Origin of the sequence: Intrasporangium sp. (assembly GCF_040414665.1) — a bacterium.
Taxonomy (GTDB): Bacteria; Actinomycetota; Actinomycetes; order Actinomycetales; family Dermatophilaceae; genus Intrasporangium.
Genome location: NZ_JBEDUL010000107.1, coordinates 1 through 15,507 on the forward strand (window position 1 = coordinate 1; position 15,507 = coordinate 15,507).

17 protein-coding genes and 2 tRNA genes are annotated in these 15,507 nt (G+C 70.5%); 4 read left to right on the plus strand and 15 right to left on the minus strand.

What is annotated here, in order from left to right:
• Positions 1-10: 10 nt before the first annotated feature.
• Genes ABF401_RS11455 through ABF401_RS11465 form a run of 3 tightly spaced genes read right to left on the minus strand, consistent with a single transcriptional unit; the run spans position 11 to position 3,084 of the window.
• The gene (locus ABF401_RS11455; protein WP_353509694.1) at positions 11-706 is read right to left on the minus strand and encodes an HAD family hydrolase; all 696 of its coding nucleotides are present in this window, start codon (positions 704-706) and stop codon (positions 11-13) included.
• On the minus strand, positions 696-2,000 hold the full coding sequence (locus tag ABF401_RS11460) for a fatty acid desaturase family protein (protein ID WP_353509695.1): 1,305 nt from the start codon (positions 1,998-2,000) through the stop codon (positions 696-698). Before ABF401_RS11460 ends, ABF401_RS11455 begins: the two co-directional genes overlap by 11 nt.
• Positions 2,001-2,016: 16 nt before the next feature.
• Positions 2,017-3,084: a ferredoxin reductase gene (locus ABF401_RS11465; RefSeq protein ID WP_353509696.1), complete on the minus strand. Its 1,068-nt coding sequence runs from the start codon at positions 3,082-3,084 to the stop codon at positions 2,017-2,019.
• A gap of 100 nt (positions 3,085-3,184) precedes the next feature.
• Between ABF401_RS11465 and ABF401_RS11470 the strand changes: the two genes are divergently transcribed.
• Positions 3,185-4,363, plus strand: coding sequence for a PucR family transcriptional regulator (locus ABF401_RS11470; protein WP_353509697.1), 1,179 nt, complete (start codon positions 3,185-3,187; stop codon positions 4,361-4,363).
• Between the two features lie 225 nt (positions 4,364-4,588).
• Here ABF401_RS11470 and ABF401_RS11475 read toward each other — a convergent pair.
• The 9 genes from ABF401_RS11475 to ABF401_RS11515 all read right to left on the minus strand — a co-directional run bounded on the left by ABF401_RS11475 (position 4,589) and on the right by ABF401_RS11515 (position 10,225).
• Positions 4,589-4,662, minus strand: a tRNA-Asp gene (locus ABF401_RS11475).
• A 21-nt stretch (positions 4,663-4,683) separates the two neighbouring features.
• Positions 4,684-4,756: transfer RNA gene (locus tag ABF401_RS11480), tRNA-Glu, on the minus strand.
• Positions 4,757-4,848: 92 nt separating this feature from the next.
• A complete protein-coding gene (locus ABF401_RS11485; protein WP_353509698.1) occupies positions 4,849-5,895 on the minus strand; it encodes a PHP domain-containing protein in 1,047 nt (348 codons plus the stop codon).
• 76 nt (positions 5,896-5,971) lie between these two features.
• Positions 5,972-6,802 (minus strand): hypothetical protein, encoded by an 831-nt coding sequence (locus ABF401_RS11490; protein WP_353509699.1) that lies wholly within the window; start codon positions 6,800-6,802, stop codon positions 5,972-5,974.
• On the minus strand, positions 6,799-7,302 hold the full coding sequence (locus ABF401_RS11495) for a SigE family RNA polymerase sigma factor (RefSeq protein WP_353509700.1): 504 nt from the start codon (positions 7,300-7,302) through the stop codon (positions 6,799-6,801). Before ABF401_RS11495 ends, ABF401_RS11490 begins: the two co-directional genes overlap by 4 nt.
• Before the next feature lie 175 nt (positions 7,303-7,477).
• Entirely contained in the window at positions 7,478-8,098 is a 621-nt protein-coding gene (locus ABF401_RS11500; protein ID WP_353509701.1) for a methylated-DNA--[protein]-cysteine S-methyltransferase, read from the minus strand.
• Positions 8,091-8,591, minus strand: a complete 501-nt coding sequence (locus ABF401_RS11505; protein WP_353509702.1) for an RNA polymerase sigma factor — start codon at positions 8,589-8,591, stop codon at positions 8,091-8,093. The genes ABF401_RS11500 and ABF401_RS11505 overlap by 8 nt, the downstream gene beginning before the upstream one ends.
• A gap of 151 nt (positions 8,592-8,742) precedes the next feature.
• Entirely contained in the window at positions 8,743-9,255 is a 513-nt protein-coding gene (locus ABF401_RS11510) for a methylated-DNA--[protein]-cysteine S-methyltransferase (protein ID WP_353509703.1), read from the minus strand.
• A 7-nt stretch (positions 9,256-9,262) separates the two neighbouring features.
• Positions 9,263-10,225 (minus strand): cation diffusion facilitator family transporter, encoded by a 963-nt coding sequence (locus ABF401_RS11515; RefSeq protein WP_353509704.1) that lies wholly within the window; start codon positions 10,223-10,225, stop codon positions 9,263-9,265.
• A gap of 104 nt (positions 10,226-10,329) precedes the next feature.
• Between ABF401_RS11515 and ABF401_RS11520 the strand changes: the two genes are divergently transcribed.
• The 3 genes from ABF401_RS11520 (at position 10,330) to ABF401_RS11530 (ending at position 12,261) form a co-directional block, all read left to right on the plus strand.
• On the plus strand, positions 10,330-10,524 hold the full coding sequence (locus ABF401_RS11520) for a CsbD family protein (RefSeq protein ID WP_353509705.1): 195 nt from the start codon (positions 10,330-10,332) through the stop codon (positions 10,522-10,524).
• Positions 10,525-10,690: 166 nt separating this feature from the next.
• On the plus strand, positions 10,691-11,275 hold the full coding sequence (locus ABF401_RS11525; RefSeq protein WP_353509706.1) for an RNA polymerase sigma factor: 585 nt from the start codon (positions 10,691-10,693) through the stop codon (positions 11,273-11,275).
• Positions 11,272-12,261: a hypothetical protein gene (locus ABF401_RS11530; protein WP_353509707.1), complete on the plus strand. Its 990-nt coding sequence runs from the start codon at positions 11,272-11,274 to the stop codon at positions 12,259-12,261. Before ABF401_RS11525 ends, ABF401_RS11530 begins: the two co-directional genes overlap by 4 nt.
• A gap of 22 nt (positions 12,262-12,283) precedes the next feature.
• Here the strand turns inward: ABF401_RS11530 and ABF401_RS11535 are convergent, their stop codons facing one another.
• Genes ABF401_RS11535 through ABF401_RS11545 form a run of 3 tightly spaced genes read right to left on the minus strand, consistent with a single transcriptional unit; the run spans position 12,284 to position 15,324 of the window.
• Positions 12,284-12,883 carry a peptidase inhibitor family I36 protein gene (locus ABF401_RS11535; RefSeq protein ID WP_353509708.1) on the minus strand — a complete coding sequence of 200 codons (600 nt, stop codon included), beginning with the start codon at positions 12,881-12,883 and terminating at the stop codon, positions 12,284-12,286.
• 33 nt (positions 12,884-12,916) lie between these two features.
• Complete coding sequence (locus ABF401_RS11540) at positions 12,917-13,936, minus strand: hemolysin family protein (RefSeq protein ID WP_353509709.1); 1,020 nt, start codon at positions 13,934-13,936, stop codon at positions 12,917-12,919.
• The gene (locus ABF401_RS11545; RefSeq protein ID WP_353509710.1) at positions 13,933-15,324 is read right to left on the minus strand and encodes a hemolysin family protein; all 1,392 of its coding nucleotides are present in this window, start codon (positions 15,322-15,324) and stop codon (positions 13,933-13,935) included. The genes ABF401_RS11540 and ABF401_RS11545 overlap by 4 nt, the downstream gene beginning before the upstream one ends.
• Positions 15,325-15,507 lie beyond the last annotated feature (183 nt).

The window sequence follows — 15,507 nt, forward strand, 5'->3', positions numbered from 1 at the left end:
CCGGCCGTGCCTAGTGCCGTTTGCGGCCGACCTCGACGATCCGCCAGCCGCGGTGCCGGGCGATCTCGCGCAGCTCACGGTCGGGGTTCACCGCGACCGCGGTGCCGACGCGCTCCATCATCGGCAGGTCGCTGATCGAGTCGCTGTATGCCGCGCAGCGGGAGAGGTCGTAGCCTCGCTCCGCCGCAAGCTTCTCGATCTCGACGACCTTGCCGGCGCCGTAGCAGAACTCGCCGGCCAGGTGCCCCGTGTAGCGGCCCTCGCCGTCGAGCTCGCTCCGCGTCGCGACGGCGCCCTCCAGACCCAGCGCGTCGGCGATCGGCTGGACGAGCTCGATGGGCGAGGCGGACACCACGATGCGGTCCTGGCCGAGCGCGCGGGCGTCGGACAGCAGGACTGCCGACGCCGGGATGACCTTGCGGACGATGGTCGGCACGATCCCGTGGGCCAGGTGGATGACGTCTGCCTGCCGCACGCCGGCCACTGCCCGCAGGATCCGCTCGCGCAGGGCGGCCGACCCTTCGTCTGTGGATCCCTTGCGGTGGAAGGCGATCGCGTTGACGGTGTCCTTCACGAGGTCGAGCCACGGCACGTGGCCACCCCGGAAGGCGGCCACGGCGAGCGGATAGTTCGCCGAGCCGCGGATCAGGGTCCGGTCGAGGTCGAAGAACGCGGCCGTCGGGACCGCGACCGCGTCAGACGACACGGGCGGCGATGGGCAGCGGGGAACGTCGCGCAACCGGCGGGACGGTGTTCACCGCGGCCTTGGGCAGCCGCCTGTCGCGCTTGGGAGGCAGCGCGAGCCGGAAGACCTTCGCCCACGCCGAAGCGACCTGCTTGGGCATCGGCCCGGTCGTGTAGGGCAGCCCGTAGCGAGCGCAGATCTCGCGCAGCTCGACGGCGACCTCGGCATACCGGTTGCTCGGCAGGTCGGGGAAGCAGTGGTGCTCGATCTGGTGGCTGAGGTTGCCCGTCATGATGTGCATGAGCTTGCTGCCGGAGATGTTGGCCGACCCGAGCATCTGGCGGATGTACCAGTCGCCGCGGGTCTCGCCCTCGATCTCCTCCTCGGTGAAGGTGTCGACACCGTCCGGGAAGTGGCCGCAGAAGATCACCGAGTGCGCCCACACGTTGCGGATCATGTTGGCCGTGAAGGTGCCGATGAAGGCCTCCTTGCCCGACCCGAACGGCACCGCGGCGAGGGGCGTCGCAACGTAGTCCTTGCCGAACTGCCGGCCGACCTTGCGCATCGTGTCCTTGAGGTCGCTCTTGACGGCCTCGGTGGTCTTGTCACCGTCGCGCCAGGCCTCGAGGTCGAGGTCGTAGATCGCGATGCCCCACTCGAAGAACGGGGCGAGAACCGCGTTGTAGAGCGGGTTGAACAGGTGACGCGGCTCCCACTTCTGGTCCTCGTCCATGCGCAGGATCGAGTAGCCCACGTCCTTGTCCTTGCCCAGGACGTTGGTCCACGTGTGGTGCAGGTCGTTGTGCGTGTGCTTCCACGACTTCGCGGGGGACACGAAGTCCCACTCCCACGTCGTCGAGTGGATGTCGGGGTCGCGCATCCAGTCCCACTGGCCGTGCAGGACGTTGTGGCCGATCTCCATGTTCTCGAGGATCTTGGCGACCGAGAGCATCGCCGTGCCCGCGACGAATGCGGCCCGCTTGCGGGAGAACAGCAGCGTGGCCCTGCCGGCGAGCTCGAGGGTGCGCTGGACCCGAATGACGCGGCGGATGTACGCGGCGTCCTTGGCTCCACGCGATGCGATGATCCGGTCGCGGAGGGCGTCGAGCTCCTTGCCGAGCCGCTCGACGTCGGCGTCGCTCAGGTGCGCCGCGGCGGGAGGCCGGACGGTGGGGCCGCCCTGTGGAGCGAGCAGGGGTTTGCGCGGGCGCAGGGATGGGGTGGACGCTGCTGGGGCTTGCGACGTGGAGACGCCGGGGACGGTCGCGGGTGCGGTCCGGGCCAGGTCGACCGGGCGGTTCACCGTGGCGGTCATGTGAAGTGTTCCCTTCTCAGATGTCCAGGTGGACGGGGCCCGCGGCAGCGTTGACGCAGGTTTGGATGAGCTCGCCTTCGTCGCCATGCACCTCGCCGGTGCGCAGGTCCCTTACCCGTCCAGCCACGAGAGGCGTCAGGCAGCTGCGGCAGATGCCCATGCGGCACCCGCTCGGCATGACGACGCCGCACTCCTCGCCGGCCTCGAGGAGGGGCACGTCGCCATCGACCTCGATCTCCTTGTCCGACTTCTCGAAGGTGACGCGGCCGCCCTCGCCTCCGGCACCAGGGAGCAGGACGGGGGCGAAGCGCTCGATCGTCAGGTTGCTCTCGCCGTCATGGGCGCCGCCCTCCCAGAGGGCGGTGGCGGCGTCGAGGAACTCGGCGGGGCCACAGGCGTAGGCGGCCCGCGCCTGCCAGTCGGGGCAGAGCGTCTCGAGATCGGCGAAGTCGGTCAGGTCGAGCCGGCGGCCCTGCTCCTCGCGGGTGAACCAGTGCTTGACGGTCAGACCGGGGAACTGGTCGGCGAGCTCGAGCAGCTCGTCGTGGAAGAGCGCGTCGGCGCGGGTTCGGGAGGAGTGGATGAGCACGACGTCCGCGTCGGGGCGGCGGGGGATCAGCGTGCGGATCATGGACATGACGGGGGTGAGGCCGCTGCCCGCGGTCAGCATGAGCAGCGGGCGTGGGTGCCGGGGGAGGACGAAGTCGCCCTGCGGGACGTCGAGGAAGAGGACGTCGCCCGGCTTGGTGTTGCGCACGAGGGCGGTGGAGACATGGCCGATCGCGGTGACCGTGATCGCGGGGTCTGCGCCTGCGGGGGCGGACAGGGAGTAGCTGCGCCACTGGCGGATGCCGTCGATCTCGACGCCGATGCGCGCCCATTGCCCGGCCTCGTGGGCGTTCCAGCCCTTGCCCGGCCGGAAGCGGATCGTTGCCGAGTCGGCCGTCTCGGGGACGACCTGGGTGACGAGGCCGCGGAGCTGCCGAGTCGAGGCCAGCGGGTTGACCAGGCGCAGGAAGTCCTCGGGCGCCAGGGGCGTCGTCAGAACGGAGGCGACGCGGCGAAGCGCGCGGAGCTGGGCCATACCTACGAATATCTCCCGGGACCGGCTCGGACATCTTGGGTCGAGGGGTACTCTTTGTTCTCAGAAACTATCGTGTCGCGACAAAAACAGGGACCCAGCCGTGCCCCACGCCACCTCCGATCCGCCGTGGTTGTCTCTCCCTGCCGAAATCAGTACGGTGCTGCGGCCCGTCATCGGCGAGATCGTCGAGGCCATCATCGACGGCATCCCCCGGGACGTGCCCGTGTATGCCATGCCGATGGAGGGGCGCTTCGGCCAAGGCGTCCGGCAGGGAGTCACGATCGCACTGAACCGCTTCCTCGACCTGCCGGGGACGCGCCTGCCCGCCCTGTCGGAGGACGGCAAGTGGGTCTACGAGAACCTCGGCCGCGGCGAGGTCCGCTCCGGGCGCAGCCTCGAGTCCCTCCTCTCCGCCTACCGGTACGGAGCCCGGGTGACCCTGCGGGCGATCTCGCGCACGGTCGATGTGTCGGAGCTCGCGCCGGACGTCATCCTCTCCCTCGGCGAGTCCCTGTTCGCCTACATCGACGAGCTGTCGGCCGCGAGCGCCCAGGGCTATGCGCTCGAGCAGTCCGAACGTGCGGGCGAGCACCAGCGTCGGCGCGGTGAGCTGCTCGAGATGATCCTGCGCGGCGAGACGGAGAGCGGTGTGCAGCGGGCCGCGACTGCCCTGGGCTGGCAGCTGCCCGACGTCGTCGTCGTCGCGACCCTGCCGCCGAGTCGGCTCGAGGGGGTGCGGGCGGCGCTGGGGCCCGAGGCTCTGGTGGCAGAGCGGGGAACCGAGGTCGCCGTCATCGTGCCCTTCGGCAGCCCCGCCTCGCGCACCAAGGAGCTGAACCGGGGGCTGCGTGGACGGCAGGCCATCATCGGCCCGGCTCGTCCCTGGCAGCAGGCCGCCGAGTCGCTCCACCTGGCCGTCTCGGCTGGGGCGCACGGCCTCGCAGACCCGGCGGGTGAGGAAGACCCGCCCGTCTGGGTGGAGGAGCACCTCGCCGAGCTCGTCGTCCGAGCCGAGCCGCTCGCCACTGCGGACCTCGCCCGGCGCCGGCTCGCCCCGCTCGACGGGCTGCGGCCGGCAGTCCGGGGGCGGCTCGCCGAGACGCTGCTGTCGTGGTTGCGGCACCAGGGGCAGCGCGCGCCGATCGCCGCCGAGCTGTTCGTGCACCAGCAGACCGTCGGGTACCGGGTCGGTCAGCTGAAGGAGCTCTTCGGTGAGGCGCTGGACGACCCGGAGGTCCGGTTCGAGCTCGAGCTGGTCCTCCGGGCCGGCCACCGCTGACGTCCACCCCACCTCGAGGGGTGCAGTTCCCGCCCGGTTCCTCACCTCGAGTGTGCAGTCCCAGCCCGTCACCCCGCGTGCAAAGTGCACACTCGAGGGGCGGGCGGGAGGGCTGGCAGGTGCGGCGCGAGCGGGACGGGCTCAGCGGCATACGGCATTGGCGTGACGCCACCCAGGCACAGCGAGAGGCGCCGCTCCATGTGGAGCGGCGCCTCTGGTGTGAAGCGACCCCGACCGGGCTCGAACCGGCGACCTCCGCCGTGACAGGGCGGCGCGCTAACCAACTGCGCTACGGGGCCTTGCTATGGACTTGTCGTGCGTATCCCCAACGGGATTCGAACCCGTGCTGCCGCCGTGAAAGGGCGGAGTCCTAGGCCGCTAGACGATGGGGACGCATCCCGACCTGTTCCGTTTGGGACGTCGAAACTATAAGGGAGTTTCCGCGCGCCACCAAATCGGCTGGAGCACCCCGCGAGCCGGCCGGCTCAGGCCTTCGCCCATGCCAGCAGGTCCTCCACGGGCCAGGTCGTGACGATGCGCTCGGCGGGGATCCGGAGCCGTTCGGCGCGCTCGCAACCGAGCAGCTTCATGTCCAGCTGACCGGGGGCATGGGCGTCCGAGTCGATCGCGAAGAGGCAGCCGAGGTCACGGGCCAGCTCGATCAGCTCGTCGGGCGGATCCTGCCGCTCGGGACGGGAGTTGATCTCGACGGCGACGTCGTGCTGGAGGCACGCCCGGAAGACCTTCTCCGCGTCGAACTGCGACTCCGGCCGCTTCCCGCGACCGCCCGTGACGAGCCGCCCGGTGCAGTGGCCGAGCACGTTGGTGCGCGGATTACGCACGGCCGCAAGCATTCTCGGCGTCATCTCATATGAGGGTTGGCGCAGCTTCGAGTGGACCGAGGCCGTGACGACGTCGAGCTGCTCGAGCATGTCGGGGTCCTGGTCCAGCGTCCCGTCGAGGTTGATGTCGACCTCGATCCCCTTGAGCAGCCGGAACGTGCCACCGAGTGACGCGTTGATGGCATGGACCCGCTGCAGCTGCTGGGTGAGGCGCTCGCGGGACAGCCCGTTGGCGATGGTGAGGCGGGGAGAGTGGTCGGTGAGCGCCATCCAGTCCTGGCCGAGCTCGACCGCGGTGAGGACCATCTCCTCGATCGGGCTGCCCCCGTCGCTCCAGTCGGAGTGGACGTGAAGGTCTCCGGTGAGGGCGGTGTAGAGCTCGGCGCCGTCCCAGCTGAGCGGCGCGCCGTGCTGCTCCTCGAGGGTCGCGAGGTAGGCCGGCATGACCCCGCGCACCGCCTGCACGATGATGGCCGCGGTGGAGTCCCCGATGCCCTTGATCTGCTTGAGGGTGCCGGCCCGGACGCGCTCGTCCAGCTCCTCATCGGAGATGAGCCGGATCGCCTCGGCCGCCCGCCGGAACGCCGCCACCCGGTACGGGCTCTCCCGGGCCCGCTCGAGCAGGAAGCCGATGCGTCGCAGGGCGTCCTGTGGGCTCATGGGCGCCTTGGGCGGGGGTGGTGCCTCCATGCGGTGATCGTAGGTGGACATGCCGTATGCCGCTGAGCCCGGTCGCGCTCGCCGGTCGACTTCGCGCGTGGTCGGGTCAGCGCGGGGGCGGCGTCAGGAGGGTGCCGCCCGGTCCGGCGGGTAGTGGGGTGACGGTGACCCAGTCGGCGCCATACCGCTCCTTGAGTCGGGCTTCGGCGTCGGTGCCGGAGGCCGCGATGGCGACGCGGTCGGCCGGGAAGTCCTGCCTCACGGTCGAGACGACGATGCCCTCCGTCGCGAGCGCCGGCGCATCGGCAGAGATGCGTCGGACCAGGGCGGCCTTGTCCGAGTAGTTGTGGGTCGCCGTGACGAACTCCACGGCCGTGGCGTCGCGGACGTTCGCCGAGATCCACCGCTCCAGGTCGAGGTCTGGATGCGTGAGGGCCACGACGATGCGCTGGTTGGTCCCGTCCGTCGCCCAGGCCCCCGAGAAGGTCGAGGCCCAAGCGGTCGTCAGCTCGGGGGCGAGGGCCTCGATCGCGGCGCGCTGGGGCGTGAGCGGGCCGACGAACCAGTCGCTCCCGGCCGCGGCCGACGGCACCGGTGCCTTGTCGGGGCCGGCCGAGAACGTCGGCTGCTCGCGGCCGCCGGCGCCTCCCTCGGGGGCGCCCTGGGAGCCGCTGTCGCTCATCACTTCCGGTACGGATGCCGAGGAGGCGGTTTGGGCTCCGGGCAGACCACCGTGGAGCAGCCACGCACCGCCGCCACCGGCGACGACGACGAGGGCCGCGGCCGCCGCGACGAGGGCGTTGCGGCGGCGGTGCGTGCGGGCCCGGCCGCGGATGACCGCGCGCTGGACGAACAGCTCGTCCGTGGGTGGCTGGAGATCGTTCATGGTGCGCAGAGCCCTTCTCAGCTGCTGCTCGCTCTGGTCCGGATGCGTCATGGCACCGCTCCTGCTCCGGTCAGGGGTGGTTCGGCGAGCCGGTCGCGGAGCGCGGCGAGCGCCCGTGAGATCTGGCTCTTGATGGTGCCCTCGGCGACGCCGGTGCACTCGGCGATCTGGGGCACGGTGAGGTCCTCCCAGAACCGGAGCACGATGACGGCGCGCTGCTTGTCCGGCAGGTCCTTGAGCAGCTCCGTCAGCGTGAGGGCGAGCTCACGGTCATGGTCGGTCACGGCAGGCTCGGGCGTCTCGTCGGTGAGGACCTCGCGGCGGCGCTTGCGCTGGTCGTTGAGGTAGACGTTCAACATGGTGCGTCGGGTGTAGGCCGTCTCGGCCCCCGGCGCGATGCGATGCCAGGCGACGTAGACGCGGGCCAGCGCCTCCTGGACGAGCTCGTCGCCGTCGGCCCAGTTGCCGCAGAGCAGGAACGCGCGTCGTCGCAGCACGGTTTGCCGCTCGGTGACGAAGGCGCGGAACGCCTCCTCGTCCGTGCGTCGCATCTGCTCCCCGGTCTGGTCGTAGGGATGGGCCCAGTGTCGTACACGAGGTAGGACACGCGGGCCTCGTCAACCGTTGCAGCACGGTTCGAGGTATTCCGGTTCGAGGTATGCCGTCGCTCCCGAGAGCGAGATCCAACCTCGAACCGAATACCTCGAACCGGCCGGCTCGTACCGGTCAGGCGGCCTGCTCGAGGTCGAGCAGGAACCTCTTGGCGTCGAGCCCTCCGACATAGCCGCCGAGGCCGCCGCCGGTCCGGACGACGCGGTGGCACGGGATGACGATGGGCATCGGGTTCGTGGCGCAGGCCGAGCCGACGGCCCGCACGGCACGAGGGCTCCCAGCCGCGGCGGCGACCTCCGCATAGCTCTCGGTCCGGCCGAACGGGATCTGCCGGAGGTGGCCGAGCACACCGCGGCGGAACCCCTGCGTGAGGCGCAGGTCGAGCGGCACGTCGATCTGCCGGAGCACGCCGGTGAAGTACGCGTCGAGCTGGCGGGCGACGTCATCGAGTCCCGACGGGCTGAGCAGGACCCGGGAGCCGATACGGTCGGACAGCTCCTGGAGGACGGCGTCGTGGTCCTGCGCGGCATAGGCGACGCGGACCAGGCCGGCCGGGGTGGCGGCGAGGAGCAGCCGACCGAGCGGCGAGTCGACGATGCGGTACGTGACGTCGAGCAGGTGCTCAGCCGCGGCCTGCGCCACCAAGCGGTCCCGCAGCTCGGTGGGCACTTCGTTGGGCTTGACCGGGTCGGTGGACCAGGCCGGGAAGAGCGTGTCGGGCAGGAACTCAGACATGGGAGATCACGTCCTCATCGGCGAGGTAGGTGCGGCGCAGCGCGGCAATCCCATCGGCGGCGGCGCGGCGGGCGGCGGCCTCGGTACCGCCGACGATGACGGCGACCTCGGCGTGCGGCAGGCCGGCCACATGGTGGTAGGCGACGCACTGGCGTTGTTTCGGTGGGAGGGCGGCCAACGACTGCCAGAGCGCGTCGTCCGGAAGCGACTCCTCGGGGGAGGCGGTCGCTCCGCTGCGCGGCTCGGGTATCTCGTTGACCGGGATGGGGCGTCGGGCCGTGGCTCGGTGCACGTCGATCGCCTTGCGGTGCGCGATGGTGATGAGCCAGCCCCGGACGTTGGCGTCCTCGGGCAGGTCGGGCCAGGCGCGTAGGGCGGCGAGGAAGGTCTCCGACCACGCGTCGTCCGCGTCGGCGGGCCCGAGGGTTGTCCGGCACACCCGGAGCACGACGGGCCCGTGCTCCGTGACGGCCCGCTCGAACGGTTGCTTCATGTCAGGAGAACGCTCCTCACCCCGGATCCGTGAGCCCCACCCAATCGAGTGAACAACTCTTGGGCCCGATTGTTGTTCACTCGATGGGACCGGGCGGGTGCCCACTATCGAGTGAACAACTCTTGGGCCCGATTCTTGTTCACTCGATCGGTCAGAAGAGGCGGCCTGCGTGGTCCGCCGAGGGCTCCTCCAGGGTGAGGAGGAACCGCTTGCGGTCCAGCCCACCGGCGTAACCGACGAGCGACCCGTCGGCGCCGATGACCCGATGGCAGGGGATGACGACAGCGATGGGGTTGCGGCCGTTGGCGCTGCCGACGGCTTGGGCCAGGTTGCGGTCGCCGAGGACCCGGGCGAGGTCTCCGTATGTGCGGGTCTCGCCGTACGGGATGGTGCGAAGCAAGGCCCAGACGCGCTGGTGGAACTCGTCGCCGCGCGGGGCGAGCGGCAGGTCGAAGTCGCGCAGCTGACCGGCAAAGTAGGCCCGCAGCTGCTCCGTCGCGGCGGCGAACGGATCCTCGTCCGGCGAGGCTTCGGCGCCGAAGGCATCGGGGTCCGCCGGCCGGTACTTCGCCGCGTCCATGAGCACGTGGGTCACCGCGCCGTCCTCGGCGACGACCGTGAGTGTCCCGATGGGGGAGGGAAGCACGACGTGACGCGGGCTCATGACCGGCTCATGGGGCTGGCTGCGCCGGGGGCTGCGTGCGGAGCAGGTCCTCGTGCGTCGGCACCGGGAACTCGGCCGTGTAGTCGCCATAGGCGCGGGGGTCCTCGGCCGGCTCGAGGTGACACGTGATCGAGAGATCGGCGAACTCCTCATGGATCGCTGCCTCGACCTCCTCGACCAGGTCGTGCCCGCGCTGCACCGACCACTCGCCGGGCACCAGCACATGGACCTCGGCGAACCGATGGTGCCCCGAGACGCGTGTCCGCAGCGCATGGAAGTGGACGTCCTCGCTGACGAACCGGGCCAGGATCTCCGCGATCCCTCGGTTCTCCTCCTTGCTCAGCGCAACGTCCATGAGGCCCTCGGTGGACTCGCGGATGAGCTTCCACCCGGTCCAGATGATGTTGAGGCCCACGAGGAAGGCGATGACGGGGTCAAGCCGGTTGATGCCGGTGAGCGCGACCACGATGACGCCGGCGATCACGCCGGCGGAGGTCCAGACGTCGGTCATCAGATGCTTGCCGTCCGCGGTCAGTGTGAGCGAGCGATACTGCCGCCCGGCGCGGATGAGGATGATGGCGACGCCGCCGTTGATGACGGAGGCAACGGCCGAGACGGCCAGACCGAGGCCGACGTTCTCGATGGGGCGCGGGTTGAGGAACCGGTCGACCGACGTGTAGAGGATGACGAGAGCCGCGACGAAGATCATCATGCCCTCGAGCGCAGCCGAGAAGTACTCGGCCTTGGCATGCCCGAAATGGTGGTTCTTGTCCGCCGGCATCGCTGCGACGCGCAGGGCGATGAGGACCGCCACTGCGGCCACGAGGTTGACGACCGACTCGGCCGCGTCGGAGAGCAGGCCGACCGAGCCGGTGAGCTGCCAAGCGACGGTCTTGAGCGTGATCGTCACCAGTGCCGCTGCGATGGACAGCCAGGCGAAGCGGCTCAGGTCACGGGTCTCTTGGGGCACCCGTCCAGTCTGCCAAACATCTCGGACAGCGCCGGACCCGTGTTTCGGCTACCGGGAGTGGGTATGGACTCGTTGACCGAGCTCGTGCAACGGAAGGAGCTGACGTGGGTGCAACGGACAAGGCCAAGAACGTCACCGAGGACCTCGGTGGCAAGGCCAAGGAAGCCGCAGGCAAGGCGACGGACAACGAGCGCCTCGAGGCCGAGGGTCAGATGGACCAGACCAAGGCCGACGCCAAGCAGCGCGGCGAGCAGTTGAAGGATGCCGGCGAGGACGTCAAGGACGCGTTCCGCGGCTGAACTCCAAGGACTGGTGGGCCAGGCTTCGTGGAGGGGGTCTGGCCCACCACCATGTCCGCTGACCCGGCTGGGGGCACAGAGCGCGCGATCGTGGGAGCCAGCTGACCGGCATACGGAATGATGTGGCCGAGGTGTAAAGAAACCCGGCGAACGGACATCTGTGGGCATGGCGACCGGTGGTGACGCGTCGGACCAGCAACGGTTCGCGCTGATCTACCAGCGGCACTACGCCCAGATCCACGCGTACGTGGCGCGTCGCCTATGGCATCGAGGTCTGGCAGACGACGTGACGGCGGAAGTCTTCACGGTTGCCTGGCGGCGCCTCGATGACATACCGAGCCCCATCGGGGGATGGCTCTTCGGGGTGGCCCGGCTCGTTGTCATGGCGACGAACCGGGCCACCGTGCCGGACCCGGTCGAGCTCGTCGACGAGGCAGTGGCGGCGCGGGAGGCAGATCCTTCCGCCCGGGCGGTCGACCGTGGCGAGCTGGAGCGGGTGTCGGCGGCGCTGAGAACGCTCAGCGACTCCGACCGGGAGATCCTTCTCCTGATGGCGTGGGAGGGGTTGCCCCTCGCGCAGCTCGCCGAAGCGCTTGAGTGCAGTGTGGCCGCCGCAGGGGTTCGGCTCCATCGCGCGAGGCAGCGCCTTCGGCGGGCTGTGGACGGCTCGGGGAGCTTCGCACGGCAGGGGTCGACACGGCGTCTGGGCACTCCACTGGGGGCCCGTCGGGAAGGGGGAGGCCGGCCATGATCGAGCAGGCACTACGGGATCTCAACCCTGTCCCCGATCCGCAGGCAGCCCATGATGCCCGGCGAGCCGCCGCCGACCTCGAGCGCATCATCGCCCTGCCCAGAGCGGCGGGTGTGGAGCCTCAAAAGCCCAGGCACGCCCACGGCCGGCGCCTTGCGGTGATCGGGGTCGCCAGCGGCATCGCGCTCGCCCTCGTGCTCGGAATGCCCTTCCTCCCGTGGCGCTCCGCGCCGCCTGCGCTCGCCGCCACTCCGCCCCTGCTGACCGGACAGCTGGCACCCGGGACGACCGGCCCCGCTGTCGCGAACGAGCTCGACCGGCTGGCGTCCATCGCGGCCCGCTCCGACGTGCCGGGCCGCCCGGGCAGCCGGTATGCCACCTGGGACCTGGCGACTCGGGTCCACGGAGCCGAGCCGGTGCGGTCGGCCGTGGTGCCGCTCGAGGTCAGCGTGGACGTGCTGCCCGACGGGTCCTGGCACCGGAGGGCGACCTATGGACAGCCGGTGGCCGGAGACGTCACTGCCCCGGACCTGCCCGCCGCCGGGGAGGTCGTGTCGGACGAGGTGTTCGCGTCCGAGCGGGCGCCGCGGATGTTCCCGGTGCAGCTCGCGACGGACGCAGCCGGACTTCGCGAGCAGCTCGAGGCGGCCCACCCGATCGACACTCTCGGCACCGCCGAGCTCTTCGTCGCGCTGACGGATCTGGCCAAGGAGCAGGCGCCCGCGCCCGGGACCCGGGCCGCGACGCTCGGGCTGATGGCCGGGCCACCGGACGTGCGTGCGCTCGGTGCGATGACCGACCGCGAAGGCCGAATGGGGCGGGGCTTCGCCGTCGACTCGGACGTGAGCGGCCTGCCGACCCGCTACGTCCTCATCGTCGAGCCGCAGAGCGGCCGGTTGCTCGCGTCCGAACAGGTCCTCACCACGCGGGCTGGTCGCCTGGCGGTCGACGTGCCGGCAGTGATCTCCTACGTCGTCTTTCGCTGAGTGGCGGTTTCAGGAGGCGGTCTCAGCAGTTGGTCCGGGTCCAGTAGGACATGCGGTCGTTGTCCGCCGAGCCGACCCAGTTGTCAGAGGACACGCCGTAGCCCTCGACCCACAGGGCCTCACCGCCCCGGTAGTCCCAGGCGACGATCCGGCTGTTGGGGTTGGTGTTGACCCATGACGACGTCGAGTTGTTGAAGCCCCAGTCCGCCGCATAGTCCGCACACGTGTTGAGGAACTGGAGGCGCCGGCCGCCGTAGTTGGTGTCGGTGTAGAAGCAGTACCAGCGGTCGACGGTGCCCGACGGGCACCCGGCGAACGCCGCCGCGGCCATCCCGACGTCCTCGGCGACCTCCGTCGCCAGGGTGGTGCTCCGGACGTTGCGCCCCAGCCCCTCCGGCGCGCGGCGCTCGCCCGGGTCGGGGAAGACGACGACGACCTCGCCATCGCGGTAGGCGACGGCGTTGTCGCTCACCTGGACGCCCCCCGGATGCGCCCGCAGGTAGGCGTCGATGTCCCGTTGCGGGCCGGCGGCCTGCGGTGCGGCCGCCGTTGCGGTACCACCCAACAGCACGAGGGCGGCGACAACTGACGTGATGCTGGCGATGCGGCTGCGAGTGGACATCGGCGTTTCCCCCTGTCGATGGTTGGGGCAAGCCTACGCAGTCGTTACGACATCCGCCTCGGGAAAAAGCCGTCGCAGCAGGTCGGCGAGGGTCACGACACCGGACACGTGCCCCTCCTCGACGACGACGGCGAAGTGGTTGCGGGTCTGCCTCATGTCCTTCAGCGCGGTGTAGACCCGGGTGTCCGAGTCGAGGTGCAGGACGGGGCGCATGAGCGAGACCGTCGGCGTGTCCGGCCCCACGGCAAGCGTGTCCCGCACGTGCACGACGCCCTGGGCGATGCCGCCGTCGCCGACGAGGATCCGCAGGTGACCCGAGTCGAGCGAGGCCTGCTGGACATCGCGGGCCGTGGATGAACCCCGGACGGCGGTCGGGCGGGAGTCGGGCGCGAGCAGCTCACCGACCGTCAGGGTCTCCAGCTCGAGCGCGCTCGTCAGCTGGGTGGAGTAGCGGGCATCGAGCGCGCCCACGTTGGCGGAGTGCTCCACGAGGTGCAGCAGCGCCGCGGGGCTCTGGCCGCCGGCGACCTGGTCCGCGGGCTCGATGCCGAGGCGGATGAGCACACCGTTCGCCATCGAGTTGAGGAACCGGAGCACCGGACGGGTCAGCCACATGAACGCTCGCATCGGCAGGGCGAGCAGGGTGGCGGAGCGTTCCGGGTGGGCGATCGCCCACGACTTGGGCGCCATCTCGCCGACGACGAGATGGAGGAAGGTGACGATGACCAGCGCGAGCACGAATCCGGCGACGTCAGCGGACCATTGCGGCAAACCCCAGGACAGGAACACCGGGGTGAGCCAGAGGTGCACCGCCGGTTTGGTGATGGCGCCGAGCGCCAGGGTGCAGATCGTGATGCCGAGCTGCGATCCGGCGAGCAGGAGGGTCAGCTCGTTGGCGCTGCGCAGGGCCGCCCGAGCGGCTCGGCTGGAGCCCGCCGCGTCCTCGAGCCGGTGCCGCTTGGCGGCGATGAGGGCGAACTCCACGGCGACGAAGAACGCGCTGAGCGCGATGATGACAATGGTCGCGGCGATGATGACCCACGTGTTGCTCATCGCTTCGCCTCGTCGGTCGCCTCGTCGGTCGTCTCAGCAGTCGTCTCCACCAGGCGCACCCGCACGAGAGACGGCACCCGCCTCGCCACCTCGATGACCTCGACTCGGAGGACCCACGAACCCGGCGCATCGTCCGTCCCGAGGTCGGCCGGGTCCGGCTCGAGGTCGACGTCGACGACCGCGCCGACCTCCGGCAAGGCCCCCAGCTCGCTGAGCACCAGGCCAGCGACAGTCTCGTAGTCACCTTGGGGTAGGTCGCGACCGACAGCGCGCTCGACCTCGTCGATATGGGTGTCGCCCGACATCACCCATTTGCCGTCATCCCCGAGGACCGGTGCGTCTGGCTCGAGCGGATCATGCTCGTCGGTGATCTCGCCGACGAGCTCCTCGGCGAGGTCCTCGACCGTGACGATGCCGGCCAAACCGCCGTACTCGTCGACGACACAGGCGAGCTGGTCACCGGCCCCCGACAGCTCGCGCAGCACGTCGGGCAGCGGCATCACGGAGGGGACGACCGTGACGCCGCGCGCGATGGTGCCGACGGCCACCTGGTCGGACTCTGGGGTGGCGAGCACGTCCTCCAGATGGACGACGCCGACGACATCCCCGGCGGTGTCGAGCACCGGGTATCGGCTGTGGCCCGTGGCCATGCGCCCCCGCACCTCGCCGAGCAGGTCGGTCTCACGGACGACATCGACCCGCGGCCGGGGGATCATCGCGTGCTCGGCATCCTGGGCAGGGAAGTCGAGGATCCGGTCGAGCAGGACCGACAGGTCGTCCGGCAGCTCCCCGCTCTCGCGTGACTCCGCGACGATGTGCTCGAGGTCGCGCGGCGTCGCGGAGTGCTCGACGTCGTGCACCGGCTCGATGCCCAGAGCCCGCAGGAGCAGGTTCGACGCCTGGTCGAACACCCACACGAGCCAGCCAAACACCTTGAGGTAGACGAGCGTGGATCGCGACAGCGCCTTGGCGACCGGCTCGGGCCGAGCGATCGCGAGGTTCTTGGGGACGAGCTCGCCGAAGAGCATCTGGATGATGGTGGAGACGAAGAGCGCAAGGACGGTCCCGACCGCCAGACCCACGCCGCTCGGCACGCTGGCCCACCCGAGCATCTGCGCGAGGGCCGTGCCGATGAGCGGCTCGGCCACGTAGCCGACGAGCAGCCCGGTCACCGTGATGCCCAGCTGCGCTCCGGACAGCATGAAGGACGTGCGCCTCGTGACCTTCAGGGCCCGCCCGGCAGCGGGGTCTCCCGAGGCGGACAGGGCCCCGAGCCGGGACCGGTCCACGGCCATGTAGGCGAACTCCTGGGCGACGAAGTACCCCGTCACCGCCGTGATCGCGAGGACCACGACGAGACCCAGCAGGACCGAGAGCACGGCGGTCACGGCAGTACTCCCCTCACACGTTCCACGGCTGTCCGGGCCCCGATCCTCTCATTTGAAGGCCGCCACCCACGTGGGGGAGCCAGTGCGTGGGCGCGAGCCCAGCGGCATACGGATGCCGTATGCCGCTGAGCCGGCTCCCAGGGAAAGGCTCCGTCCCCACGTGGTGGGCTCTCCGATCCCGCC